A 26112-nucleotide genomic window follows, 5' to 3' on the forward strand; every position below is an offset into this window, starting at 1 on the left:
CCCACTACCCGCCCGCGGACAGGTCGGTGCGCGGGGCGGTGCCCAGATGCACGCCGACCCGCTTGACGAGGAGCGTCATCTCGTAGGCGACCTGTCCGACGTCGGAGTCGGCGTCCGAGAGGACGGCGAGACAGCTGCCGTCCCCGGCGGCGGTGACGAACAGGAAGGCCTCGTCCAGCTCGACCACCGTCTGGCGGACGCTTCCCGCGTCGAAGTGACGGCCCACGCCCTTGGCGAGGCTGTGGAAACCGGAAGCCACGGCGGCCAGATGCTCACCGTCCTCCCGGGTGAGGTCCTTGGACACGCCCGTGGCCAGTCCGTCGCCGGACAGGACGACGGCCTTGCGGATGCTGGCGACCCGGTCGACGAGGTCGTCCAGGAGCCAGTTCAGCTCCTTCTGCTTCGTCGCCGTGTGGCCGGTCGCCTTCGGTGCGGTCATCGACCGTCCCCCTTAGTCGTTCCTTGTGCTGTGCCGCTCCGGGCGTCGTCGCCCGAGGCGTTCTCCTCGCGGCCACGCTGCCAGCCGCGCTGGAGCGAGGCCATCCGGCTGCGGACCTCGTCGGCGTCGCGGTCGGCGGGCTCCGCCGCGCGCTCGGACGGCCGCTCGGTGGTCCGCTTGAGCTGGGGGGCCAGGCTGGCCTGGCGTACGCGCCGGGGCAGCGGCCCGGTGTCCGGTTCCGCGGACGGGTCACCCGCGGGTGCGGCGGTGCTCTCGCGCGGCGGTGCCGTGTCGCCGGGGCCGGCCGCGCCGGTCCGGGTCCGCCTGGGCAGTTCCGGCACCCCGGGCGTCTCGCCGGCGTCAGCCGCCCGGGACGCCCCGGGTGCCCCGGCGGGGTCGGTGGGGCGCAGCGGACCCGTACCGCGGCGGCGGGCCGGCAGCGGGGCCGGGCCGCCCGTGTCGGAGCGGCGCGGCGCGGCGGCGGGCTGCTGGTCCGGTTCGCCGCGGCGGGACCGCTGCTCGGTGACGGGTCTGCCGTGCGAGCTGACGAGCTTGGGCGTCTGCCGCCGGGGCAGGGGTACGGCTCCGCGGTCGCCGGTCCCGTCGTGCGGGAGCCGGCCGGCCGGCGGGGCGGCCGCCTCGTCGTCGGCGGCCGAACGGGGACGGCGGTGCCGGAACAGGCCGCCGCGCTCGCTGTCCTCGTCCGCGGGGACGCCGGGGAAGTCGTCGAGGGCGTCGAGATCGACGGGTGCCTCCAGTTCGACCGGGCCGTCCAGCAGGGAGGTCGGCAGGCCGGGCAGCTGGAGCGGCGCCGGGGACCGTCCGGCGGCCCGGCCCACCGCCTGTTCGGCGCCCTTGGCCGGGCGGTCCCGGTCCAGCCGGAAGCCGACGCCGTCGGTGTCCGGGACGTCCTCGGTCAGCAGCGCGTCGGGGAGGAGGACGACGGCGGTGGTGCCGCCGTACGGTGACGGCTGGAGGGAGACCCGGACGTTCTGGCGCTGGGCGAGACGGCTGACCACGAACAGGCCGAGCCGGTCGGTGTCGGAGAGTTCGAACTCGGGGGTCTCGGCGAGCCGCAGGTTGGCGTCCAGGAGCGCTTCGGCCGTCATGCCGAGCCCCCGGTCGTGGATCTCGAGGGTGAAGCCGTTGGCGACCCGCTCGCCGAGGACCTGTACGGCGGTGTGCGGGGGCGAGAAGACCGTGGCGTTCTCCAGGAGTTCGGCCACGAGGTGGGTGAGGTCGGCGACGGCGGGACCGGTGACGGCGACCCGCGGCAGCCGCCGGACCTCGATGCGTTCGTAGTCCTCGACCTCGGCGACGGCGGCGCGGACGATGTCCATCAGCTGCACGGGCCTGCGCCACTGCCGGGACGGTGCGGCGCCGGAGAGGATGACCAGGCCCTCGGCGTGCCGCCGCATACGGGTGGTGAGGTGGTCCAGGCGGAAGAGGTCGGCGAGTTCGTCGGTGTCCTCGGTCCGGCGTTCCATGCTGTCGAGCAGGGTGAGCTGCTTGTGCAGCAGCACCTGGCTGCGGCGGGCGAGGTTCACGAAGACCTCGGAGACACCGGAGCGCAGCTCGGCCTGTTTGACGGCGGCTTCGACGGCGGCGCGCTGGAGGGTGTTGAGGGCCTGGCCGACCTCGCCGATCTCGTTCTTGTCGTACTCCAGGCGAGGCACTTCCGTCTCTACGTCGACCTGTTCACCCGCGGACAGGCGGCGCATCACGCTGGGCAGCCGGACGCCGGACGCCTCGTGCGCCTCCATGCGCAGCTGGCGCAGGTCGCGGATGAGGCGACGGCCGATCCGTACGGAGAGGACGACCGAGAACAGCAGGGCGGCCAGTCCGAGGAAGCCCGGGACGGCGGCCTGGAGGATGACGCCGACGGCGACGGGGTGCTTACGGTTCTGGAGGCGGTCGCCGACCTGGTCGTCGAGGGTGCCGAGTTCGTTCAGGGCGGAGGCCGCGGCGGCGTCCCAGCTCTTGGCGGTGACACCGCGGGGGGTGCCGGACTCCGCGCCGGCGACGGTCTGTTCGGTCATCCGCAGCGGAGCCGTGGTGGCGTTCTTCCAGACCCGTTCGTAGCGCTCGCACTCGTCGGAGGGCAGCAGCGGCAGACTGATCTCGTACAGGAGGGTGCGCTGGGCGACGAGGTCGGAGATGGCGCGGCTCTCCTCGCCGGTGATCCGGCCGACCACGAGGGCGGAGCCGAGCAGGGCGTCCTCGCGGGAGAGCAGTTCGCGGGCGCGGAGGACGTTGACCAGGGCACGGGCCTGCTTGTCGAGTTCCACGTCGTCGATGCCGTCGAGGTTGGCGAGCAGCGCGAAGCAGGGGTCGACGAGCCGGTTGTAGGCGTCGAGGGCCTGGGCCCGGGTGACGGTGCCCTCCTGGACGCCGCGGCGCAGGGGGGCGAGGCCGGCGAAGGCGTCCAGGACGGTGGTCAGGACGTCCCTGTCCTCGGCGTCCATGCCGTCGCGCAGGTCGCGGTCCCTGGCGTTCTTCCGGACCTCGGCGATCACCCGGTCGGTGGCGGTACGGGTGCGGTGCAGCGCGGTGAGGGCCTCGGCGGCCCGGGGGTCGGCGAGGTAGACGAGGGTCTGACGGCGCTCCTGCTGGAGGGCGCGGACGGTGTCCTCGGTGGGGTAGCCGATGTCCTCCACGACGTCCGACATGCGGAACAGGTGGGCGACCTCGCGTCCCGTGAGCACCGTGGCGAAGCCCCAGACGGCGGTCAGGGACAACAGCGGCACGAGAAGCAGCGCCACGATCTTCCGGCGGATCGACTTCCCGCGAAAGCGCATGGCCTCCCCCAGCTCGGCCCCCGCCGGCCGGGGGCGCACATGTCCGTCAACAAACGGCGCGAGCCTACTACCGCGGCACCGTTAACTCGAAGACATGTCCGGAGGGCGAACTTCCGCACCGCAGGCGAGAGATGACGAGTTGTCCGGGCATTGCGGGAGATTGCCACCGCCCTGCGGGCACCCGTGGCGCGTGGGGCCGCGACCTCACGACCGGGGGTTGGCTGAAACTTTTCGCCGGGTGGGAATCTTCGGGCGGTCTTGTTCGTCCTCCTCTACGGGAATTGGGGGCGGAATGGGTCACGGGAGTCGTGTCCCGCACCCCGGCGGCGTAAAGCAGCGCAAGCCGGGCAGGCCCTGGGTAGCGGGGTCTTCGGACGTCGGGGCGAGCGGTCTGCTGGCGGTGGGGAGTGACGCGGTGATGGGCACGGTGGAGCGGCGCGAGGCGCCCGAGGAGAGCGCGGCGGTGCGCTCACAGGCGAGGTGGCGGCAGGAGGGCTCGGATCCCGACATTCCGGTCCAGCGACGCCTCGGTGCGGCCGCCGGTGACGATCAGCAGCAGTATTACCGGCCGTTGTGGATCGAGGAGCCCGCGCGACGGCACCCGACGCCCGACCCGGTGCGTGAGGCGGCGGTGCGGGCGCTCCTCGTCATATCGGTGACGCTCATCCAGGCGATGGTGGCGTTCCTGTGCACGATGGCCGGCTCCTGGCCGGCGTTCCCCATGGTGATCAGCAGTGTGGCGAGCACGGTGGTCGCCACCTGGGCCGTGGTGGACGTGTGGGTGACCCGCCAGGTGTGGAACCAGCGGCACGGCGTGGTCTCCGAGCCGAGCAGCACGGCCCGGACCCTCCGCCGTGAGCGGCGTGCCCGCCGCCGTCAGGAGCGGACGGCTCCGCGGGACCGGATAGCCCGGCGGGGCGGAACCGGCCGGCTGTCGCACTCCTGACCCGGCCGGAGGGATCCGCGGCGGCGCGCCGGCTTCGGCACGGCGGGCGGTACGGCGACCCCGGGCCGGCCTCGATCAGCTGGTGGCCGGTGCCGGCTTCCGGAACATCCGGGTCGCCGTGATCTCGCTGTGCACCGTCTCTCCGGCCCGGGGCTGCGGTGGCAGCCCCGGCCGCAGGTGCTCCTCCACGCTGATGTACTTCAGGCCCGCCCGGAGGTCCGCGTCGTTGCGCAGCCGGATGACCAGCGGGAACTCGGCGAGGGCGGTCGTGTCGAACAGGCCGGTGGTGTACAGCAGCTGCACGCCCAGCGCGTCGGAGACCGCGCGCTGGAGCTCCAGCAGGTAGGTCGCGTTGGCGCGGCCGATCGGGTTGTCGAGGAACAGCGTGCCCGCGTGCCGGTGCTTGTCCCGGCCCCGGTCGTTCGAGCGCAGCGCGGCCATCGTGCAGTACAGGGCGATGGCGGCGGTGAGCAGCTGACCGCCCGAGAAGACGTCACCCATCTGGCCGACGGGGACGCGCTCGGCGCGCAGTACGGCGTCCGGCTTGAGGATCTCTACGGCCACGCCCTTGGGCTGGAGGGCCGCCGCCACTGAGCGCAGCAGCAGGGACGTGCCGTCGCGGCGCAGGTCGGAGTTCTTCTTCACGGCCGCGCGGGTGGCCTCGTCGATGACCTCGCCGAGCCGTTCGGTGAGGACGGCCTGGTCGGGCTCCTCGAAGCGGATGCGCAGGAACTCCTGCCCGGACCACTCGCCGAGCCCCTCCGGCAGCCGGGAGAGCCGCTGGGCGGACCTCAGCGTCGCCAGGGCCGACTCCACGAGTCCGCGCAGCCGGTCGACGATCGAGTCGCGGTTGCGTTCCAGCTGGGCCAGCTCGTCCGTCAGGACGCGCAGCCGGGGTGCGAAGGCGTCCGCCCACTTCTGGGCGTGCTCGGGCAGCGCGGCGGCGGGCAGTTCGCGGATCTGCTGCCGGGCGGGGGTGCGGACCTGCTCGTAGCGCGTGGAGTTGGCGTGCCGGACGAGGATGTCGCTCGCCTCGCGTACGGCCGTCTCGGCGGCGGAGAGGTCGCCGGCGCAGCCGCGCAGCGAACGGCGGGCCTCGGCGGCGGACTGCCGGGCCTCCTCCAGCGTGCCGGGGTACGGCTCCGGTTCCTCCTGTTCCTCGTCGGCGGCGTGTTCGCGCAGCAGGTCGCGGAGCATGGCGGCGATCTCGTCGAAGCCGCCGGCCGCGTCCTCGGCGGCGCGGTGGGCCTCCAGCAGTTCCGCGTGCGCCTCGCGGGCCTCGGCCAGGGCCTCGGTGCGGGCGGAGAGTTCGGCCGTGGCCGTGCGCAGCAGGGCCTGGGCCTGCTCGGCGTCGCGCGGGACGAGTTCCTCGGCCAGTGCGGTGTGCGTCCCGCCGTCCTCGGGCGCGTGCCGCTCGGCCTCGCCGCGCAGCCGGCCGAGCTGCTCGCTCGCGGTCGACACGCGGGTCTCCAGGAGCTGCACCAGCTCCTCCGCGCGCGCGGCGGCGGCCTGCCGGGAGGGCCCGTCGGCGCCGTCGGGCGACTGCAACAGCTGCTCGGCGCGGGTGCGGACCTTGTTGCTGAGCCGGTCGAGTTCGGTGCGGGCGGCGCTCTCGTCGCTCTCCGCGCGGGCCTGTTCGGCGCGCAGGTCGGCACCGACGCCGACCTTCTCGTAGACCTGGGAGGCGGCCCGGTAGGCCTCGCGCAGGGCGGGCAGGGACGCCTTGGGGGCGTCCGTGTCCTCGGCCGGTACGTCGTCGGGGGCGCCGGCGATCTCCGCGCGCTCGGCGCGCAGGGTACGCGCAGTGCGGCGGGCGTCGTCGGCGGCGCGCTGGGCGGCGCGGCGGTCCTCGTCGGCGGCCCGGGCGCGCTCCAGGCACGCCTGGGCGCGGGCCTCGGACTCGGCGGCCTCGTCGGCGAGTTCGCGCAGTTTCACCTGCCAGCCGGCGCGCTCGCGGAGCCGGAAGGCGAGGCCGGCGAGGGCGTCGGCGGCGCGGCGGGCCTTCTGGGCGGCCTCCTGCCGCTCGTCGCGGACCTGCCCGGCCTCGGCGGCGGCCTCGTCGGCCTCCGCGCGCACGGTCCGTGCCTCGGCGAGTCCGGCCTCGCTCTCCTCGGCGGTCGCGCGGGCCTCCTCGGCGGCCCGGGCCAGTTCGGTGAGGCGTCCGGCGGGGCAGCCGGTGCGCCAGGAGGCGAGGCGGGCGGCCAGTTCGCGGTCCTTGCCGAGCCGGGCGGCGAGGGTCCGGATCTCCTCGTCGCGCATGGTGGCCCGGGCGCGCAGGGTCTGCCGTTCCTCGTCGGCGGCGTACTCGTCGTGCATGGCCGGGTTCGGCGGCACGAGGAAGACGTCGTCCGGGGCGGCGGCGGGGGTCGGGGCGAGCAGGGCGGCGGCGGTGCCGACGGCCACCGCGGAGCGCGGCAGGAGGGCGGCGGCGTTCAGTGCCTCGCGGGCACGGGCGTGCGTGTCGGGGTCGGTGATGATGACACCGTCGACCAGTTCGGGGCGGGCGGCCAGCACGCGCGCGTGGTCGACGGGGTCGACGGCCTGCGCGAGGTAGCGCCAGCCGGGCAGCGCGGGGATGCCGTGCTCACCGAGGAACTCGACGGTGGCGAGCACGTCGGGGCCGGGCGGCAGCAGTCCGCCGTCGCCGAGGGCGCCCAGGATGCGGGCGTCGTCGGCGGCGGCCGTACGGAGGTCGAACAGGTGCCGTTCGGCGGTCGACACGGCGTCGTCGAGCAGTTCGCGCAACTCGTCGGCGAAGCGGTCGAGTTCGACGGCGGTGAGCGGACCGTCACCGAGGGCGCGGGAGGTGTCCGCGGGGGCTGCCGGGGTGCCGTCGTCGGAGCCCTTCCTGGGGCCCGGTACGCCCGCGCGTGCCGCTCCCGGCGTGCCCGGCAGGCTCAGCAGCTCCGCGAGGCGTTCCTCGGCGGCCAGCGACTCGGCCAGCCGCCGCTCCGACTCGTACGCCCGTTCGGCGGCGGTCGCCGCGTCGGCCGCGCGGGCCGCGGTCAGCTCCGCGCGGGACTCGGCGGCAGCCGCCTCGCGCGCGTGCTCGGTGGCCTTGCGGGCGGCCTCGCGGGCCGTGTCCCAGGCGGCCACGGCGGTCTTCTCGGCGTCGCTGGCGGCGAGCGCGGCCCGTGCCGGGTCGGCGTCCGGGGCGCTGTCGTCGAGCCAGCCGGCGCGGACCGCCTCGGCGGTCTCCTGCTCGACCTCGGCCAGCCGCTGGCGCAGGTGCCCGGTCTCGCTGCGGGCGCGCTGCGCCTCGGTGGCGGCGGCGGTGGAATCCCGGTAGGCGGTGTCGCTGACCTCCTGGAGGGCGGCAGAGCGCTCCTCCTCCTCGTTGGCGAGGGCCTCCGCGCTCGCGGCGGCCCCGTGCAGGGCCCGTACGAGGTCCACGGCGGCCCTGGCGCGGGCGGCGAGGGCGGGGGCCGCGTCCCGTTCGGCCTCCTGGATGGCGGCGGAGACGCGGGCGACGCGGTCGGCGGCGGAGCGGTGGCGCAGCACGGCCTCCGCGGCCTGCCAGGCCGCGTGCAGGGTGCGGGCGTCGGCCAGCTCGCGTTTCTGTGCCGCGGCGGACTTCTCGGCGGCGGCGAGGGCCAGGGAGGCGTGCCGGTAGGCGAGTTCGGCGGCGATCAGGGCGCTGCGCTCCCGCGCGCCCTCGGTGTGCGTGACGGCGTACGCGGCTGCGGTGACCCGTTGGGCGAGGTCGGCGGCCCGGACCCGTTCGCGCACGGCCCGCGCGGACAGCCGCCGGGCCAGGGTGCGGGTACGGCGCTCGGCGGCGGTGTGGATGTCCCGCGCGCGTGAGCGGGCCTCGGCGGCCTCCACGATCCGGCCGAGCAGGTCGGCCGAGCCGGCGGTGAAGTCGCGTTCGGCGATCAGTTCGGCGCGCCGGCCGAGTTTGCTGCCGAAGCCGCTGACGAGGTCGGCGAGGCCGTCGGTGTCACGGGTGTCGGTGACCGCGCGCAGCAGCAGGTCGGTGAAGTCGGAGTCCTTCTTCACCGCGAAGAGACCGGCCGCCTCGCCCTCGTCGGCGTTCATCTCACGCTGGTAGCGGAAGAGTTCGGGGTCCAGGCCGAGGTCGCCGAGGTGTTCGTTCCAGCGGTCGTGGATCTCCTCCCAGTGCACCTCCAGGTGCGGGTAGGCCTTGCCGGCCTCCATGAGCGCGTCACGGAAACCCTTCATGGTGCGGCGGCGGCCCTGTGCGCCGGAGCTGCCCTCCACGGGCGGCCGTACGGCGGTGGACTCGGCGACGGGCAGGTTGTCCAGGCTCAGTCCGGGGCCGGGCCGGAAGGAGTACCAGGCCTCGGCGAACTTGCGCGGGTCGTTGGAGACCTGCCGGCCGCGCCACTCGCTGACCTTGCCGACGACGACGCACTCGCCGGTGAGCACGTGCTGCCATTCCAGGGCCACATGGCCGCAGTCGTCGGCGAGGAGGAACTTGCGCAGCACACCGGAGCTGGCGCCGCCGAGGGTGTTGCGGTGGCCCGGCAGCATCACCGAGAAGATCAGTTTCAGGAGTACGGACTTGCCGCCGCCGTTCTCCAGGAACAGCACGCCGGCGGGCGCGGGCCGGCGCGGCGGGCCGGACGGCTCCTCCTGGAAGAACTCCGCCTGCATGGGCGCCGGGTCGGGCACGGGCTCGCCGACACCCCGCAGGTCAAGCACGGTGTCGGCATAGCGCGCACCGGCGGGACCGATGGAGTAGAGGCGGACCCGGGACAGCTCGTACATGGCGGACTCTCGTCAGTCTTCTGGCGGTTCGGTGAGGTGGTCAGGGGTGCGAGGGGGCGTGGAACGGCAGGCCGGCGTCGGCCACCAGGTCCAGGTCGTCGGTGTCCTCCGCGGGCAGCAGGCTGGCCGTGCCGTCGGTCACCGGGACGACGCCCAGTTCGAGCAGTTCGGCCAGGGCGGCGCTGCCGGCCAGGTCGCGGACCTGGAGCTGGTAACGGGCGGTGGTGCGGTAGGTGCCGCCGTGGTCGTCGCCGGTGCGCTGGAGGAAACCCGAGTCGGTGAGGAAGGCGAGGGCCTTCGCCACGATGCCGGTGGTGGAGGCGGCCGGCCGGCGGGCGTCCTTGGTGGCGCCGGTGGCGCTGCGTCTGGCCCAGATCCGCCAGGCGGCCTCCAGGCCGGGCGCGTCGGTCACCGGGTCGGTGTTCTCGCCCTGCTCCTCGGCGCGTTCCTCCAGGCGGCGGCAGGCCTGCCGGACGAAGGCGTCGACGCCGTTGACCGTGACCCGGCCGATGTAGGCGTCGTCGGCGAGGTCCTCCGGGCGCGGGAACGCCAGCGCGGCGGCGGCGAGATGGGCGAGCCCGTGCAGGAAGCGGTCGCCGGAGTCGGCGGTGGTGCGACGCGCGTAGTCACCCATGCGGACGGCGAATACGGAGTCCTCGGCGGCCGTCACGGCCATCCCCGCGCGCGGGGACACCTCCAGGACGACGAGGCCGAGACCGGAGGCGACGGCGTCCGCGAGCCGCGCGAACGGCGGGTCGTCGCGGTAGCGGCGCAGCAGCTCGGTGTACTCCTGGTCGCGCGCGGGCTGGAGCCTGGGCTGGAGTCCGAAGGCGACGAGCCGCGCCGCGTCGGCGGCGTCGGCGGGCGTGACGGCGGCACCGGCCGGCGCGGCGGCGGGCTCGGGCTCACTCCGGTCGGCGGGCTCGGTCACGGGTTCTGCTCCTTGTCGCGGTCGTGCTCACTCATGCTGCTTCCGTCCGGTCCGCGGCCATTCCGGCCGAGTCGAGCAGGGCGGTGCCGACGATCAGGTCCGCCCCGCCGAACTCGGGATCGTCCAGCTCGGTCCCGTCGTCCACGGCGAACAGCAGTTTCTGCTCGCCCTGCCGGTAGGCGGTGCCGACGGGCGGGCTGGCGGCGTGGACCGCCAGCAGCGCCACGAGGTAGGCGAGGTCCGGGTCGCCGGTCCGGCGGGCCTCGGCCAGCAGTCCCGACAGTCTCCTGGGGGCGTCCGCCGGCAGGTCGAGCAGCTCCGTCGCCGTGGCGAGCTGCTCCTCGCTGAACCGGCTGTCGTCCGGGGTGGCGATCAGGTCGGGCTCGGGCATCTCGGCGCCCAGGTGCTCGCGCTCCACGGGTGGTGTCAGCAGGATGTCCACGAGGTCCCCGACCCGGACGGACACCGGGGTCCTGAGCCCCGTGCCGTGCGCGAAGAAGGCGTCCGTGACCCGGATCGCCCGCTCCAGGGGCAGCGGCAGGACGGGGGCGAGGAGATGGCCGTAGAGGTCCGTCCCGGAGGTCGCCGCCGGGGTGGCGAAGGCCTGCCGGTCCTGTTCGGCGCGGAACAGCGGGCCGGCCTCCAGCAGGCGCGCCTGGAGCTGGGTGTGGCGCCGGATGCAGTCCTTGACGATGTCGACCAGTTCGGCGGCACGGCGCTTGTGCTCGGTGTCCTCGGTCTCGTCGCGGGCCTTGCGGATGTTGGTGAGGATGGCGTTCTCGTGGCGGTAGCGCTCGGCCACGTGGTCGAGGGCCTCGGCGATCATGTCGGGGACGGCATTGAGCCAGTCGACCGCGCGGACGTTGCGCCGGGTGGCGTCCAGGGCCCGGCGGAGCGTCTCGGAGTACTGCACCGTGCGGTAGCGGGCCTGCTCGGCGGCGAGCTGGGCGTCGGCGAGCCTGCCGCGGTTGATCAGCACCTCCAGCTTGACCTCGGCGGCGATCTGGGCGCTGGTGACGTCCGTGTCGAGCGCGCCGACGAGGACGTTGACCGCTTCGTCCGTCGTCCGCAGGTAGACCGTGCCGCCGGGGCCCGGGACCTCCTCGATCAGCTTGAAGTCGTAGTCGCGGCGGACGTACGTGCCGTCGGGCGCGAAGGTGCCGTACACCGCGCGGAAACCGCGGTCCACGCTGCCGACGTTGATCAGGTTCTCCAGGACCCAGCGGGCCACCCGTTCGTGCTCGCCGGCGTCCCGCCGGGGGGCCTGGGCGGCGATGCGCGGGACGAGCCGGGCGACGATCTGCTCGTGGTCGGCGCCGGTGTCGAAGTCCATGTTCAGCGTGACGAGGTCGATGGCGGCCAGCGCCAACTCGGCCATCCCGTACACCGAGTACTCGCCGGCCAGGTTGGCCTTGCGGGCGTCGAGGTCGTGCAGCGGCGCGGTGCAGGCGAGCGCGCGTAGCCGGCGCGCCAGCCCCTCGTCGGCGGCCGGGCCCGGAGCCGGGCGCGGCCCCGCGCTGAGCTGGGGCGGAACACGGTCCGTCGATGCAGGCGAAGTCACGGTGCACAGACTAGATCCTCGGTCTGACATCGACCCAAACGACGCAGAAGCCACGGCCGTCACAGAGGCTCGACACGGTCGGGACGGCAACCAGGAGGGGAGTTCAGAAGGTCTCCGTGCCGTCCTCGCCCACCCGTCGCCGGTACACCTCGACGACCCGCTCCAGGGAGTCCGCCAGGTAGGTCGCCAGCAGCCGTCCCGCGCCGCTGCGGTCCCCGGCCTCCAGGGTGCGCAGGATCCGGCGGTTGCGGGCGAGGTACGGCTCGTGCAGCCGGTGCGGGTCGTCCACGACGTGGAAGGCCAGCCGCAGTTCGGCGAAGACGCTGCGCATCAGTTCGTCGGTGCGCTCGCTGCCGGCGAGGGCGACCAGTTCCCGGTGGAAGTGGATGTTGGCCGTACCCACCGCCTTCCAGTCACCCGCGACGGCCGCCCGCTCGCCCTCGGCGACCGCCTCGGCCAGCCCCTGGAGCGGGTACGGCGGCTCGCCCAGACCGCGGACGACGGCGCACTCGACGAGGGCGCGCGTGCGGTAGATGTCCTCGACGTCCTCGACGGTCAGGACCCGGACGAACACGCCCCGGTTCAGCTCGTGGACCAGCAGACGCTCGTGCGTGAGCAGCCGGAACGCCTCGCGCAGGGTGTTGCGGGAGACCCCGAGCGCCCCGCCGATGCTGTCCTCCGACAGCCGGGTGCCGGGCGGGAAGTACCCGTCGGCTATGCGGCTCCTGAGGATGTCCGCGACCCGCTCCGCCGTACTCGTACGCCCCAGGAGGGCGCGGTCGTCGGCCAGTCCCGCCAGCTGCTCTGCCATGCCGGGATTCAATCGCAGACCCTGGGACGAGACAACGTGGGTATTGAAGGATCGTTGAACGATCCTTTACGGTGCTCTCCTGGCGAGGCATTCGTACGGCGCGACGTACGCGCCTGTTCTCCATCGCACCGCCTCCGTACCGCTCACGTCCCGCACCCTCCGTCCCCCTCTGTGAGGTGCCCATGAGCACAACCCCACCGCCCCGGTCCGCGCCCCCCTCCGGCGTGCGCCCGGGAGCCGGAGGTGCCGCCGATGACGGCGCGCTCGGCTGGCTGCGCGCCCTCGGTCCGGGCGGCCGACGCGCGTTCGCCGGAGCTTTCGGTGGATACGCCCTGGATTCGTACGACTACTTCACCCTGCCGCTGAGCATGGTGGCGCTCTCCGCCTATTTCGGTCTCAGCAGCGGCCAGACCGGTCTGTTCACCACCGTCACGCTCGTGGTCTCGGCGGTCGGCGGCGCCGCGGCGGGTGTGGTCGCGGACCGGATGGGCCGGGTCCGGGCCCTGATGATCACCGTGCTCACGTACGCGGTCTTCACGGTCGCCTGCGGTTTCGCGCCCACCTACGAGACGCTGCTGGTCTTCCGCGCCCTCCAAGGCCTCGGTTTCGGCGGCGAGTGGGCGGTCGGGGCCATTCTGGTCGCCGAGTACGCGGGCGCGCGCCACCGGGGCCGTACGCTCGGCGCGGTCCAGAGCGCCTGGGCGGCCGGCTGGGCGCTGGCGGCGGTCGTCTACACGCTGGTGTTCTCCTTCGCCGGTGACGACCTGGCCTGGCGGATCATGTTCTGGACCGGTGCGCTGCCCGCGCTGTTCGTGGTGTGGCTGCGCCGACGGGTGCACGACGCCCCCACGGCGACGGCGGCGCGCGAGCGGGACCCGGGGCGGGGCTCCTTCGCGGCGATCTTCCGGCCGGGCCGGGACGGCGCCCCGGGGCTGCTGCGCACCACGGTCTTCGCGAGTCTGCTGTCCACCGGCGTGCAGGGCGGCTACTACACGCTGGCGACCTGGGTGCCGACGTACCTGAAGTCCGAGCGCGGCCTGTCGGTCGTCGGCACCGGCGGCTACCTGGCCTTCCTCATCTCGGGCGCGTTCCTCGGCTACCTGACCGGCGGCCACCTCACCGACCGGCTCGGCCGGCGCACCAACATCTGGCTGTTCGCGCTGCTGTCGGCGCTGTGCATCCTGGTGTACGCGAACATCCCGCAGGGCGCCGGCACCCTCCTGCTGGTGCTCGGCTTCCCGCTCGGTTTCTGCATGTCGGCCATCTTCAGCGGCTTCGGCTCCTACCTGAGCGAGCTGTACCCGACGGCGGTGCGCGGCACCGGGCAGGGCTTCACGTACAACACGGGCCGCGCGGTGGGCGCGGTGTTCCCGACCCTGGTGGGCTTCCTCGCGGACAGCTGGGGGGTGGGCGGCGCGCTGGTCTTCGGCGCGATCGGTTACGGCCTGGCGGCACTGGCACTGCTGGGGCTGCCGGAGACGCGCGGGAAGGAGCTGGCATGACGCGGGTGAGCGGCAGCGGGGAGCGCCTCGTCACCACGCTCGACGAGCACGCGCGCGCGTACCGGTGGGACGGCGGGTGTCGTTCCCGCTCGGGTACGGCTTCACCGCCGGGTGGACGCCGGGCCGGGCGGGTGTGCCGATCCGGCAGGTCGAACAGGGCCGCGACGTGCCGATGTACGTCGCCGACGAACCGGAAGGCACGGGAACACCATGACCGCGATCGATCTGAACGCCGACCTCGGTGAGGGCTTCGGCCGCTGGCGGCTGACCGACGACGAGCAGCTGCTGTCCGTCGTCACCAGTGCGAACGTGGCCTGCGGGTTCCACGCGGGGGACCCGGCCACCATGCGCCGGGTGTGCGAACTGGCGGCCGCGCGCGGGGTGACGATCGGCGCACAGGTCTCCTACCGGGACCTCGCCGGGTTCGGGCGGCGCGCGATGGACGTGCCGCCCGCCGAGCTGGCGGCCGAGGTGGCCTACCAGATCGGCGCCCTGGAGGTGTTCGCCCGGGCGGCCGGAGCACGCGTGGCGTACGTCAAACCGCACGGCGCGCTCTACAACCGGGTCGTGAGCGACGCCGAGCAGGCCCAAGCGGTCGTCGAGGGTGTGCTCCTCGCCGACGCGGCCCTGCCGGTGCTGGGTCTGCCCGGCTCGCGGCTGCTGGAACTGGCCGCGCGCGCGGGGTTGCCGGCCGTCACGGAGGCGTTCGCGGACCGCGCCTACACCGACGAGGGCACGCTCGTGCCGCGCGGCCGGGACGGTGCCGTGGTGACCGATCCGGAGGCCGTCGTGGAGCGCTCGGTGAGTCTCGCGTGCTCCGGCGCGGTCACCGCGCACTCCGGCGCGCGTATCCAGGTGCGCGCCCGGTCGTTGTGCCTGCACGGCGACACGCCCGGCGCGGTGGAGCTGGCCCGCCGGGTGCGCGAGCGGCTCCTGGCGGCGGGCGTGCGACTGGAGGCGTTCGCATGAGGACGCTCCCCGTCGGCGACGACGCCCTGCTGGTCGAGGTGGCCTCCGGGGAGGAGGCGCAGGCCCTGCACGCCGAGCTGCTGCGGTGCCGCGAGGAGGGCGCGCTCGCCGTCCGTGAGATCGTCCCGGCGGCCCGGACGGTCCTGCTGGACGGACTGGCCGACCGGGCCCGCTGGGCGGCCGAGCTGGCGACCCGCGACGTGCCCGCGGCGCCGCCACGCGCGCGTGAGCTGGTCGAACTGCCCGTGCGCTACGACGGCCCGGACCTTACGGAGGTCGCCGCGCACTGGCAGGTGCCCGAGCCGGAGGTGGCCCGGATCCACGCGGACACCGAGTTCACGGTGGCCTTCTGCGGGTTCGCCCCCGGCTTCGGCTATCTCACCGGGCTCCCGGCCCGCTACCACGTCCCGCGCCGCGCCACCCCGCGCACGGCGGTCCCGGCCGGTGCCGTGGCGCTGGCCGGCCCGTACACGGGCGTGTACCCGCGCTCCTCGCCGGGCGGCTGGCAGCTGATCGGCACGACGGACGCCGTCCTGTGGGACCCCACCCGGGTACCGGCCGCACTGCTGGCACCGGGGACACGGGTGCGGTTCGTTCCGGTGGACGGGCCATGACCGGGACGCCCGGAGGAGGGAACGTGGCCGGGACGCCCGGTGGCGGGGCCGTGCCCCGGACGCCCGGTGGCGGGGCCGTGGCCCGGACGCCCGGTGGCGGGGCCGTGGGCGGGCCGCTCGGCGGCGGGGCCGTGGGCGGGCCGCTCGGTGGCGGGGCCGTGGGCGGGCCCGCCCGGTGGCGGGGCCGGCGGGGCGCGCACGGCCGCTGGCGCCCAGGGGCACGCTGTACCCGGCGCCGGGCCGGCGAGGGGACTGCCACCGGCGGTGCGCGCCACCGTCACAGGTACGGGGTGGGCGCATGAGTGACCGTGTGCTCTCGGTGGTGCGTGCCGGGTCGCTGACCACCGTCCAGGACCGTGGGCGGCCTGGGTACGCCCATCTCGGTGTGCCGCGTTCCGGGGTGCTCGACCCGCCGGCGGCGGTGCTCGTGAACCGGCTCGTCGGCAATCCGCCGGACGCCGCCGTCCTGGAGACCACGCTCAACGGCTGTGCCGTGCGTCCCCGCGCCACGGTGACCGTCGCGGTCGGCGGCGCGCCCGGTCCGGTGTGGGTGGACGGCCGGCCGGCTGCGTGGGGCGCCCCGGTCGTCGTGCCGGCCGGGGCACTGCTGGAGGTGGGTGCAGCCACGGCCGGGGTGCGCAGCTATGTCGCGGTCGACGGGGGCATCGCCGTCGAGCCGGTGCTCGGCAGCCGGGCCACCGACCTGCTGTCCGGCCTGGGCCCGGCCCCGCTCGCGAACGGCATGACGCTGCCGCTCGGTGCTCCGGCCGGTCCTCCCGCGCGCCTGGACGGCGCCCCGCTGCCGCGTCCGCCGGCCGAACTCGTGCTGCGTGTGACGCCGGGCCCGCGCGACGACTGGTTCACGGCGCGGGCGCTGCGAAACCTCACCACGTGCGCGTACCGCGTCTCCGCGGCGAGCAACCGTATCGGCCTGCGCACCGAGGGACCCGCGCTGGAGCGGGCCCGTCCCGGGGAGCTCCCCAGTGAGGGTCTGGTCCTCGGCGCGGTCCAGGTGCCGCCGGACGGGCGTCCGGTGGTCTTCCTCGCGGACCACCCGACCACGGGGGGCTACCCGGTGATCGCCGTGGTCCGCGCCGCCGACCTCCCGGCCGCCGCCCAGGCACTGCCGGGCGTCCCGGTCCGCTTCGTACCGGTACGCCGCCGCTGACCCCCGTCACGTCGGCAACCGAGCGGGTATGCCGCGGGGGCCCGGCGCTCCACAGCCGAGCGGCGCCCGCCGGTACGTCCCTGCCATGGCCCTGCACCCGTACGGGACGACCGGCGTCGCCGACGCCGGGGGTCAGGCCACGCCGGGACCCTGCGCCGCACCGGACCGGCTGCCGCAGAACCGGCGCCTCCGGCGTCCGGGGTCAAGCCGCGCCGCACGGCAAGGTGGGGTGGGGCGGGGCCCGGCGTGGTGGCGGGCCTCCGCGTCGTAGGCCGCCAGGAACGCCTTCACGGCCGCTCCCCAGCCGAAGTGCTCGGTACGCGCGCGTGCCGTGTCCCGCCGCTCGGGCCCAGCCGAGGCGGCCGTCCGCCCGGCCAGGCAGGGAGGGGAGCCCTCAGGCAGCGTGCGGCTCGGCGGAACGCGGGCCTCGGGGAGGGCGCGGCTCTGCGGAACCCGGGCCTCGGGGAGCGTGGGGCTCGGCAGAGCGCGGGCCTCGGGGAGCGTGCGGCTCGGCAGAGCGCGGGCCTCAAGAGGTGTGGGGCTCGGCAGAGCGCGGGCCTCAAGAGGTGTGGGGCTCGGCAGAGCGCGGGCCTCGGGGAGCGTGCGGCTCGGCGCAGCGCGGGCCTCAAGAGGTGTGCGGCTCGGCCGGCGCGCCCGGGACCTCAGCCGAGCGTCGCGTCGGGGCCGAAGCGGCTGCGGACCGCTGTCTGTACCTCCGCCTCCTCGGCCGGGTCGGCGGCCAGGCGGCGCAGTCGCTCGACGACACGGGCGTCACCGGTCTCGGCGTGCCGGGCGGCGAGTTCGCGGGTGGTCTCCTCGCAGTCCCACAGGCATTCGACGGCGAACCCGGTGGCGAAGGAGGGGTCGGTGGCGGCCAGCGCGCGGGCGGCCCGGCCGCGGAGGTGGGAGGAGGCCGTCTCGCGGTAGATGTGGCGCAGCACGGGTGCCGCGCAGGCGATGCCGAGGCGCCCGGCGCCGTCGACGAGCGTCCACAGGGTGGGTGCGTCGGGGCCCTCGCCGCGTACGGCCTCGCGGAGGGCGCCGAGGACGAGGTCGCTGTCCCGGGCGGCGCCGCGGCAGGCGAGCATGCGGCCGGCGGCGGCACCGAGCGCGTCGGGGCGCTGGGCCCAGCCGCGCGCGCGGTCGACGGCGGCGACGCTGCGCATCCGTTCGAAGGCGTCGACGGCGGCCTCCACGACGGCCGGAGTGCCGTCGGCGACCGCGGCCTCGATCAGGTCGAGGGCGCCGGGATCGTTGCCGTCGGCGAGGTAGCGCAGCGCGGTGCAGCGGGCTCCGTCGATGCCGTCCCGCGCGGCCCGGAGGATCTCGGGCCGGTCCTCGGGGCCGGCCACGGCGACCAGGCAGCGGGCGGCCGGCACGTACAGGGCGGAGCCGCGCTCCATGCCCTGCTGGGCCCACTCGAAGACGGCGCGGACGCTCCACCCCGGGCGGGGGCCGGTGGGACGCATCTGACGTTGCCAGCGGTCGAAACAGCCGGTTTCCCGGGCGGCACGCACGCGGGCGGCGATCGACGGCCGCGGATCGTCGGCCCACAGCCGCCAGGGGCGGGGCTCGAAGGCGTCGCGCACGGCGGTGGCCAGCTCGGCCTCCCCCTCGGGGTCGGTGGTGAAGCGGGCCAGGACGGGGGCGGCGAGGGCGCGCAGGCCCGCGTCGTCGTCCCGCAGGGCCAGCTCGTCCAGCGCCCAGGCCCAGTTGGTTCCCTGGGCGGCGTACCTGCGCAGCAGTTCGAGGGCGTCCCGCCGGCCGTAGGAGGCGAGGTGTCCGAGGACGGCCAGGGCGAGGCCGGTACGGGACTCGTCGGTGTCGAGGACGTCGTCCGCGCCGAAGAGGTGCGCCTCCAGGGCGTCCAGCTCGCCGTTCAGGTCGAGATGGAGGCGGGCGTAGTACAGGGAGCGGTTCTCCACCTGCCAGTCGTGGCGGGGATCGCGCAGCACACAGTGGGTCAGGGCCGCGAGCGCCTCGGCCCGCGGGGCGGTGAGCGCGTGCAGCGTGCCGTCGCCACGGCCGCGCTGGAGCAGCCCGAGCAGCGTACCGCTGGGCGCTATGACCGGATCGAACATGGGAAACAGCCTCACATCAAGCGTCGACGCAACCGGGAACCACGCATTACCTGGCCGCGTGACACAACGTCGGAGTGCCCGCCGTCTTCTGCTTGCTGTAGACCATCTCTCTCTGCCTCTCGTCGGTGGCCCATGCGGACCTCATCACGGCCCGCGCGGTGCGGCATCACCTGCCCGTCCATCACGTCCGTGAATCACGTCGTCATGATGACCCGCGGTGTGTCCTGCCGCGACCGTATTTCCGGCGGCCTGCTACCGCCTCCCCCGTTTTGCGTGTCGTATCTGGTCGGGACGCCGCCGTCAGCGGACGCCGAACAGCTCCAGCAGTTCCGCCTTGCCGAACATCCGGGCCGTGTCGACGGCCGACGGCGTTCCCGCGGAAGGATCGGCCCCGCCCTCCAGGAGGGCCTTGATCACGTCCGTCTCGCCCTTGAAGACGGCGCCGGCGAGCGGGGTCTGGCCCCGGTCGTTGATCTGGTCCGCCGCCGCGCCGCGGGCGAGCAGCGCGCGGACCGCGTCGGCGTGGCCGTGGTAGGCGGCGAGCATCACCAGGGAGTCGCCTCGGTCGTTGGTGAGGCTGGCCGGCACGCCCGCGTCGACGTACGCCACGAGCGCCTCGGTCTGCCCCTGCCGGGCCAGATCGAAGATCTTGGTCGCCAGCTCCACGACCTCGGGGTCGGGGGCTTCACTCATCGGCCGGACCGCCTCTCCTTGCGTATGCGGGAACCGCTTCGGGACTGCTCGGGAACTGCTTCATGACTGCTCGGGGACCGCCCGGGACCCGCACCGGGACCGAGCGAGCGTACGGCAGCGAGCGGAGCGCGGCCGTACGAGTGAATCGCCAGCGTACTGGCTCCTGCGGCACATGACCCGATGTGCCCGAGGTAAAGATCGCCAACAGGGGTCCCCGGCGGCGACGGGCCTGGTCAACGGGGTAGGACGGCTCCGCCACGTGGGGGAAAACAGCCGTATTTCACCCAGTTGCACCTTTAATCGTATGGATACATCCTGTGATCCTGGAAGGACTCATGGTGACTGTCCCCCACCCTCGACACCAGGAGGCCCGAAATGATCCTTTCCCTGTCAGGCGTGTTCCTGCTCGGCACCATCGTGTTCCTCTTCTTCCGCAAGGACGGACTGAAGGGCTCGCACGCCGCGGTCACGGCCCTGTTCGGCTTCTACCTGTCGAGCACGGCCATCGCCCCGAGCATCAAGGCCGGCGGCGAGAGCCTGGCGAGCCTCCTCGGCGGCATCAAGTTCTGACCCGGCCCGTCCCGCCCGTACGCACGATCAGGAGACAGCAGTGGCCCGGCGCCCTCTCCCCCGCATTCTGAGCAAAGACAGCGCGCAGATCGCCCGGACGCAGATCGCCCGGAGCCGGGAGCTGGCCCGGACGGCGGCCGACAGCGCCACCGACGTCCTCCACCCGCTGATCACCGTCTCGCGCGGACTGCGCCGGCTGGCCTCGGCCGGGCGGCGCAGATGGGCGGACACCCCCAAGGACAAACGGGGGCCGCTGCTGTTCCTGGTGGCCTCCCTGGTCCTGGTCGTGGCCCTGGTGCCGTACGGGCCGCTGCTCACCGTCATCACCGTGATGGCGGCGGCGGCCTGGCAGGGCCGCGACCGCACCTCGGCGCCCGAAGGGCCCGACGAGTCCCAGGCCGAACGGCTCCAGGCGCTGTACGAGGCCCTGGTGCCGTACTTCTCCGGCCCCGACGACCCGGCGCCGCTGTACGCGCACGGAGGGAACTGGGAGAACGCCTTCACGGACCACGAGTTCGACGACGCCGGCCGCGTCGGTCACCTCGTCATCCGCTACCCCGCCTACTTCACGGACGGCGAGCCCGCGGCCCGCGCACGGATCGAGCAGCTGCTCACCGTGAAGGCCGGCCGGGGCCGTGAGTACCACTTCGCGTGGGACGAGGAGGGCAACCGGCTCACCGTCACCGTGCTCGCCCCGCTGCCCGCCGACGTGCCGGCCCAGCGCTTCGTCACCGCCCCGGGAGAGACCGTCCTCGGCTTCACCGACCAGAGCGAGGTGCAGCGCACGCTCCCCCTCTCCTACGGCGAGGAACGGATCGACGTCCCGCCCATCGTCTGGCGCACCGGCATCCGCTCCACCGAGCCGCATCTGCTGGCCATGGGCCACCCCGGCAGCGGCACCTCCACCCTGTTGCGCTCCATCACCCTCCAGGCCCTGGAGTACGGCGACGTCCTGATTGTCGACGGCGGGGGTACCGGCGAGTACGCGTGCCTGACCGGCCGGGACGGCGTACTCGCCGTGGAGTGCGCTCTCGCCGGGGCGCTGGCCAGCCTGGAGTGGGCCGCGCAGGAGACCGAGCGCCGGCTCATCGCGATCAACCTGGCCCGGCAGGCGGGCGAGCCGCCGCCCGAGGACACCCGGCGCCCGCTGTGGATCCTGCTGGACCGGCCTGGCGTCTTCGCCCACCTCGCGGGGGCGGAGGGCCGCAAGGACCCGCAGGTGCTGCTCCAGGTGCCGTTGCGGCACGGCCGCGCGGCGAACGTGACCGTGGTCGTCGCCGAGCAGTTCGAGAGCGGTGAGGCGCTGAGCGAGGCGGTACGACAGCACACGCGCGCGCGTGTCGTGCTCGGGGCCGCGGCACCGCAGCAGGTGGAAGCGGTGCTGGGCGTGCCCCCGCACACGACTCCGCTCGTGCACATGCCGCCCGGGCGGGGGTACGCCCGGCTGGGATCCGGTCCGGTGCACCGGCTTCAGGTCCCGCGGACACCGGATCCGTACGACGACGCCACGAGCGACGCCGACCGGCAGGCGGTGATGGCACTGCTGCCGGCGCGGAGTACGCCGGCGGACGCGGAGGCTCCGGCACCGCCGGACCTTACGAAGCCGGTGGAGCCGGTGGAGGCGGTCGAGCCGACGGAGCCCGCGGTCGAGCAGACACCGCTGACCGCGGAGACCGTGGGCGCCGAGACCGCCTGAGCCGAGCCGTCGCGCTCCCGCCTCCGGACCGGCCACGTCCACGTCAAGGCCACCACGCCAGGCCCACCGAGCACGAGCGCCCAGCCCCACGCCCGCCCCACGCCCTCGCGCCCCTACGCCACCAGCGTCCGCGGTGACTCCCCCGCTCCCGTCGCGCCCGATTCCACCAGTCGGGCCGCGGCGGCGAGCCGGGCCGCCGCCTCGTCCGCCACGGCTCCCCCGACGGTGAACGGAAGCCGGACGTAGCCCTCGAACGCGCCGTCGACGCCGAAGCGGGGGCCGGAGGGGACGCGGACACCGGTGCGTTCGCCCGCTTCGGCGAGGCGGGAGCCGGAGAGGCCGCCGGCGCGGACCCAGAGGGTCAGGCCGCCGCGCGGCACCTCGAACTCCCAGCTGGGCAGTTCCCGGCGGAGCGCGGTGACCAGCGCGTCCCGGTTCTCGCGGGCCTGGGCGCGGCGCAGGTCGACCGCCTGCTGCCAGCCCCCGGTGCTGAACAGCCAGTTCACGGCCAGCTGTTCCAGCACGGGTGTGCCCAGGTCGGCGTACGCGCGGGCGGCGACCAGGCTGCGGATGACGTCCGGTGCGGCCCGCACCCAGCCGATGCGCATGCCCGCCCAGAAGGCCTTGCTGGCCGAGCCGACCGTGATCACCGTGGAGCCGGCCGGGTCGAAGCCGCACACCGGCCGGGGCATGCCGCCGGTCCGGAACTCCTCGTCGAGCCACAGCTCGGTCATCGTCTCGTCGGCGACGAGGACCGTGCCGGCCGAGCGGGCCGCGTCCACCAGCCGGCGCCGCTGGTCCTCGTCGGCGAGCGCTCCGGTGGGGTTGTGGAAGTCGGCGACGACATAGGCGATGCGGGGCGCGGCCTCGCGCAGGACCTGGCGCCAGCGGTCCATGTCCCAGCCGGAGAGCCCCTCGGCCATCGCGACGGGGACGAGCCGGGCACCGGTCTCCCGCATGAGCTGGAGGATGTTGGCGTAGGACGGGGACTCCACGGCGATGCGCTCGCCGCGGCCCGCGAAGAGATGGCAGATGGCGTCGATGGCGCCCATCGCGCCGGTCGTCACCATGATCTGCTCGGGCATGGTGGGGATGCCACCGGCGGTGTACCGCTCGGCGATCATCGAGCGCAGGGCGGGCAGCCCGGCCGGGTAGTCGCCGTGGGTGTGGGCGTACGGCGGCAGTTCCTCCAGGGCGCCCCGCACGGCCCGGGTGAGCCACGGCTCGGGCGCCGGGAGTGAGGCGCAGCCCAGGTCGATCACCGAGCCGAGGGCCTCCGGGGGCAGCGGTTCCAGGCCCCGGGCCGGGACGGGGTTGCCGGCCGGTACGGCGGTCCAGCTGCCGGCTCCGCGCCGGGACTCCAGGAACCCCTCGCCGCGCAGCGCCTCGTAGGCCGCCGCGACGGTCGTACGGCTCACGGAGAGGGACACGGCGAGCTCGCGTTCCGCGGGGAGGCGGGCGGCCACCGGGACGCGGCCCTCGAGCACCAGCAGCCGGATGCCGTCGGCGAGGGCACGATAGGCGGGGGGACGGCGGGTGCCGGGGCCGGCCGGGCGGTCCTGCTGGGAGTTGAGGAGCCGGGCGAGCTGTGCGGCTCCCACCGCCGAGGTCCACTGCGCCATGAAGATCAGTCCACCTTCCCCGGATTGGCCATGGATGACATTCCATCCCGAGCCACAGAGTGACATGTGCCAGTCCAGTTCCACTACCCAGGGGGGTATGTCGTGTCCGCTCCCGGCCGCCATGTCGGACGTCGGTTGATCCAGCTCTACGCCGGGCTCGTGCTCTACGGCGCGAGTTCCGCGCTGCTCGTGGCGGCGGACCTGGGGCTGGAGCCCTGGAACGTACTGCACCAGGGGCTCGCGGAGCTGACCGGGCTGAGCATCGGGGTCGTGTCGATCGTCGTGGGCGCGGCGGTGCTGCTGCTGTGGATCCCGCTGCGCCAGCGCCCCGGGCTCGGCACGGTTTCCAACGTCTTCGTGGTCGGCCTCGCCATGGACGGCACGCTCGCGCTGGTCCCGGACGTCCGTTCCCTCGCCGTACGCGTCCCGCTGCTGCTGGCGGGGGTCGTGCTGAACGGCGTGGCGACCGGCCTGTACATCGCGGCGAGCTTCGGGCCGGGCCCGCGCGACGGGCTGATGACGGGTCTGCACCGGCGCACCGGCCGGTCGGTCCGGCTGATGCGGACGGCCGTGGAGGTGACGGTGGTGGCCACCGGGTTCGCGCTGGGCGGCACCATCGGCCTGGGCACCCTGCTGTACGCCGTGGCCATCGGCCCGCTGGTCCAGCTGTTCCTGCGGATGTTCGCCGTGCGGCCGGCACCGGCCGGCAGGGCGGTCGTCGCCACGGCGACACCGGAGGGGGCCATACTGCGTCCGTGAGCCTCACGACACCGGCCCCGCGCCACCCGTACCTGGACCATCCCGGCCCGATCGCCTTCGCCCACCGGGGCGGTGCCGCCGGCGGCCTGGAGAACACCGTGGCGCAGTTCCACCGCGCGGTGGAACTGGGTTACCGGTACATCGAGACCGATGTGCACGTCTCGGCGGACGGCCGGCTGATCGCCTTCCACGACGCGACCCTGGACCGGGTCACCGACGGGGCGGGCCGGATCGCCGACCTGCCGTGGGCGGAGATACGGCACGCGCGCGTGGGCGGCCGGGAACCGGTGCCGCTGTTCGAGGACCTGCTGGACACCTTCCCCGAGGTGCGCTGGAACGTCGACGTCAAGGCGGAGGCCGCGCTGCGGCCCCTGCTGGGGCTGATCGAACGGGCGGACGCCTGGGACCGGGTGTGTGTGGGCTCCTTCTCCGAGGCGCGTGTGCTGCGGGCCCAGCGGCTGGGCGGGCCGCGCCTGGCCACCTCGTTCGGGACGCGCGGGGTGCTGAACCTGCGGCTGCGCTCCTGGGGCCTGCCGGGCGCGGTACGCCGGTCGGCCGTGGCCGCGCAGGTGCCCGAGGCGCAGTCGGGCGTGCCCGTGGTGGACCAGCGCTTCGTGCGCGCCGCCCACGCGCGCGGGCTGCACGTGCACGTGTGGACGGTCAACGAGCCCCGGCGCGTGCACCGGCTCCTGGATCTCGGGGTTGATGGCATCATGACCGATCACATCGACATGTTGCGCAAGGTCATGGAGGACCGCGGCGTCTGGGTCTGACCGCCCGGACCGGCCGGCCCGCGCCTTCGCACGGCACCGCGGCGGGGAGGCGAGGGCACGGTGGGCACGCAGACCGTGCGGGCACCGGTGGCGGACGAGGCCGCCGGACTCAGGCGCGAGCGGCACGGCTGGTACGTGTACGACTGGGCGTGCTCGGTGTACTCGACCAGCGTCCTCACGGTGTTCCTCGGCCCGTACCTCACCGCGGTCGCCGAACGGGCCGCGGACGCCGGCGGCTACGTGCACCCGCTGGGCGTCCCGGTCCGGGCGGGCTCCTTCTTCGCCTACACGGTGTCCCTGTCGGTGATCGTGGCGGTCGTCTTGATGCCCCTGGTGGGCAGCGCGGCCGACCGCACGGGCCGCCGGAAGCCGCTGCTCGCCGCGGCGGCGTACACCGGGGCGGCGGCCACCACGGGCATGTTCCTGCTGGACGGCGACCGGTATCTGCTCGGCGGGGTGCTGCTCGTCGTGGCCAACGCGGCGCAGTCCGTCGGGATGATGCTCTACAACTCCTATCTGCCGCAGATCGCGCCGCCCGAGCAGCGCGACGCCGTCTCCTCGCGCGGCTGGGCCCTCGGCTACGCGGCCGGCTCCCTGGTCCTCGTCGCCGACCTGGTCCTGTACTCGGCGCACGACTCGTTCGGGCTGACGGAGCCGGCAGCGGTCCGGGTGTGCCTGGCGTCGGCGGGCCTGTGGTGGGGCGCGTTCACGCTCGTACCGCTGCGCAGGCTGCGCGACCGCCGCGCGCGCGTGGCGGGGGCGGCGGCGCCCGGGGCGCGGCAGCTGGCGGCGACGGTCCGCGACATGCGTCGGCACCCGCTGACGCTGGCGTTCCTGCTGGCGTACCTCGTGTACAACGACGGGATCCAGACGGTGATCTCGCAGGCCTCGGTCTACGGCTCCGAGGAGCTGGGACTCGGGCAGTCGACGCTCATCGGGGCCGTGCTCCTGGTGCAGGTGCTGGCCGTGGCGGGAGCGCTGGCGATGGGGCGGCTGGCGCGGGCGTACGGCGCGCAGCGGACGATCCTCGGCTCGCTGGTGGCGTGGACGCTCACGCTCGCCGCCGGCTACTTCCTGCCGGCGAGGGCCCCGGTGTGGTTCTTCGTGCTGGCCGCCGGGATCGGCCTGGTCCTCGGCGGCAGCCAGGCGCTGTCCCGGTCGCTGTTCTCGCATCTGGTGCCGCCGGGCAAGGAGGCCGAGTACTTCTCCGCGTACGAGCTGAGCGACCGCGGGATGAGCTGGCTCGGCCCGCTGCTGTTCGGCGTGACGTACCAGCTGACCGGAAGCTACCGGTCCGCGATCGTGTCGCTGGTGGCCTTCTTCGTGATCGGTTCCGTCCTGCTCGCACGGGTACCGGTGCGGCGTGCGATCGGCGAGGCGGGGAACCCGGTACCGGAAAGGATCTAGCGTCGATTTAGCACTCGGCGCGAAAGGGCGGTAGTGTACGC

20 protein-coding genes are annotated in these 26112 nt (G+C 74.5%); 11 read left to right on the forward strand and 9 right to left on the reverse strand.

Translation table 11 applies throughout. The features are described 5' to 3' along the window. Nucleotides 1–4: 4 nt before the first annotated feature. Nucleotides 5–439 (reverse strand): roadblock/LC7 domain-containing protein, encoded by a 435-nt coding sequence (locus ABZ117_RS27700; protein WP_356824524.1) that lies wholly within the window; start codon nt 437–439, stop codon nt 5–7. Continuing rightward, complete coding sequence (locus ABZ117_RS27705; protein ID WP_356824525.1) at nt 436–3237, reverse strand: nitrate- and nitrite sensing domain-containing protein; 2802 nt, start codon at nt 3235–3237, stop codon at nt 436–438. The genes ABZ117_RS27700 and ABZ117_RS27705 overlap by 4 nt, the downstream gene beginning before the upstream one ends. 418 nt (nt 3238–3655) lie before the next feature. Between ABZ117_RS27705 and ABZ117_RS27710 the strand changes: the two genes are divergently transcribed. After that, on the forward strand, nt 3656–4183 hold the full coding sequence (locus ABZ117_RS27710; protein WP_356824526.1) for a hypothetical protein: 528 nt from the start codon (nt 3656–3658) through the stop codon (nt 4181–4183). A gap of 75 nt (nt 4184–4258) precedes the next feature. On the opposite strand, the gene ABZ117_RS27715 is transcribed toward ABZ117_RS27710, so the two are convergent. The 4 genes from ABZ117_RS27715 to ABZ117_RS27730 all read right to left on the reverse strand — a co-directional run bounded on the left by ABZ117_RS27715 (nt 4259) and on the right by ABZ117_RS27730 (nt 12217). Beyond that, complete coding sequence (locus tag ABZ117_RS27715) at nt 4259–8914, reverse strand: hypothetical protein (RefSeq protein WP_356824527.1); 4656 nt, start codon at nt 8912–8914, stop codon at nt 4259–4261. A 40-nt stretch (nt 8915–8954) separates the two neighbouring features. Beyond that, a complete protein-coding gene (locus ABZ117_RS27720; RefSeq protein WP_356824528.1) occupies nt 8955–9845 on the reverse strand; it encodes a hypothetical protein in 891 nt (296 codons plus the stop codon). Between the two features lie 31 nt (nt 9846–9876). Continuing rightward, entirely contained in the window at nt 9877–11406 is a 1530-nt protein-coding gene (locus tag ABZ117_RS27725) for a hypothetical protein (RefSeq protein ID WP_356824529.1), read from the reverse strand. Nucleotides 11407–11509: 103 nt separating this feature from the next. Beyond that, a complete protein-coding gene (locus ABZ117_RS27730) occupies nt 11510–12217 on the reverse strand; it encodes a GntR family transcriptional regulator (RefSeq protein WP_356824530.1) in 708 nt (235 codons plus the stop codon). Nucleotides 12218–12399: 182 nt separating this feature from the next. On the opposite strand from ABZ117_RS27730, the gene ABZ117_RS27735 reads away from it, so the two are divergent. The 5 genes from ABZ117_RS27735 to ABZ117_RS27755 all read left to right on the forward strand — a co-directional run bounded on the left by ABZ117_RS27735 (nt 12400) and on the right by ABZ117_RS27755 (nt 16470). Continuing rightward, nucleotides 12400–13719: an MFS transporter gene (locus ABZ117_RS27735; RefSeq protein ID WP_356824531.1), complete on the forward strand. Its 1320-nt coding sequence runs from the start codon at nt 12400–12402 to the stop codon at nt 13717–13719. Nucleotides 13720–13795: 76 nt separating this feature from the next. Beyond that, nucleotides 13796–13933, forward strand: a complete 138-nt coding sequence (locus ABZ117_RS27740; RefSeq protein WP_356824532.1) for a hypothetical protein — start codon at nt 13796–13798, stop codon at nt 13931–13933. After that, nucleotides 13930–14688: a 5-oxoprolinase subunit PxpA gene (locus ABZ117_RS27745; protein ID WP_356824533.1), complete on the forward strand. Its 759-nt coding sequence runs from the start codon at nt 13930–13932 to the stop codon at nt 14686–14688. The genes ABZ117_RS27740 and ABZ117_RS27745 overlap by 4 nt, the downstream gene beginning before the upstream one ends. After that, entirely contained in the window at nt 14685–15302 is a 618-nt protein-coding gene (pxpB, locus tag ABZ117_RS27750; protein ID WP_356824534.1) for a 5-oxoprolinase subunit PxpB, read from the forward strand. The genes ABZ117_RS27745 and pxpB overlap by 4 nt, the downstream gene beginning before the upstream one ends. Before the next feature lie 298 nt (nt 15303–15600). Next, nucleotides 15601–16470, forward strand: coding sequence for a biotin-dependent carboxyltransferase family protein (locus tag ABZ117_RS27755; RefSeq protein ID WP_356824535.1), 870 nt, complete (start codon nt 15601–15603; stop codon nt 16468–16470). Nucleotides 16471–17132: 662 nt separating this feature from the next. On the opposite strand, the gene ABZ117_RS27760 is transcribed toward ABZ117_RS27755, so the two are convergent. Next, nucleotides 17133–18551: a HEAT repeat domain-containing protein gene (locus ABZ117_RS27760; protein WP_356824536.1), complete on the reverse strand. Its 1419-nt coding sequence runs from the start codon at nt 18549–18551 to the stop codon at nt 17133–17135. Between the two features lie 300 nt (nt 18552–18851). Continuing rightward, nucleotides 18852–19244: an ankyrin repeat domain-containing protein gene (locus ABZ117_RS27765; RefSeq protein WP_356824537.1), complete on the reverse strand. Its 393-nt coding sequence runs from the start codon at nt 19242–19244 to the stop codon at nt 18852–18854. A 375-nt stretch (nt 19245–19619) separates the two neighbouring features. On the opposite strand from ABZ117_RS27765, the gene ABZ117_RS27770 reads away from it, so the two are divergent. After that, nucleotides 19620–19814: a hypothetical protein gene (locus ABZ117_RS27770; protein WP_121789823.1), complete on the forward strand. Its 195-nt coding sequence runs from the start codon at nt 19620–19622 to the stop codon at nt 19812–19814. A 40-nt stretch (nt 19815–19854) separates the two neighbouring features. Continuing rightward, on the forward strand, nt 19855–21510 hold the full coding sequence (locus ABZ117_RS27775) for a hypothetical protein (protein ID WP_356824538.1): 1656 nt from the start codon (nt 19855–19857) through the stop codon (nt 21508–21510). A gap of 113 nt (nt 21511–21623) precedes the next feature. Here ABZ117_RS27775 and ABZ117_RS27780 read toward each other — a convergent pair whose 3' ends face one another. Beyond that, complete coding sequence (locus ABZ117_RS27780) at nt 21624–23132, reverse strand: PLP-dependent aminotransferase family protein (RefSeq protein ID WP_356824539.1); 1509 nt, start codon at nt 23130–23132, stop codon at nt 21624–21626. Between the two features lie 135 nt (nt 23133–23267). Here ABZ117_RS27780 and ABZ117_RS27785 point away from each other — a divergent pair, with 135 nt between their 5' ends. Genes ABZ117_RS27785 through ABZ117_RS27795 form a run of 3 tightly spaced genes read left to right on the forward strand, consistent with a single transcriptional unit; the run spans nt 23268 to nt 26071 of the window. Beyond that, nucleotides 23268–23891, forward strand: a complete 624-nt coding sequence (locus ABZ117_RS27785) for a hypothetical protein (protein ID WP_356824540.1) — start codon at nt 23268–23270, stop codon at nt 23889–23891. After that, the gene (locus tag ABZ117_RS27790) at nt 23888–24664 is read left to right on the forward strand and encodes a glycerophosphodiester phosphodiesterase (RefSeq protein ID WP_356824541.1); all 777 of its coding nucleotides are present in this window, start codon (nt 23888–23890) and stop codon (nt 24662–24664) included. Before ABZ117_RS27785 ends, ABZ117_RS27790 begins: the two co-directional genes overlap by 4 nt. Nucleotides 24665–24724: 60 nt before the next feature. Then, complete coding sequence (locus tag ABZ117_RS27795; RefSeq protein ID WP_356824542.1) at nt 24725–26071, forward strand: MFS transporter; 1347 nt, start codon at nt 24725–24727, stop codon at nt 26069–26071. Nucleotides 26072–26112: the final 41 nt, after the last annotated feature.

The organism is Streptomyces sp. NPDC006309 (assembly GCF_040613095.1).
GTDB lineage: Bacteria > Actinomycetota > Actinomycetes > Streptomycetales > Streptomycetaceae > Streptomyces.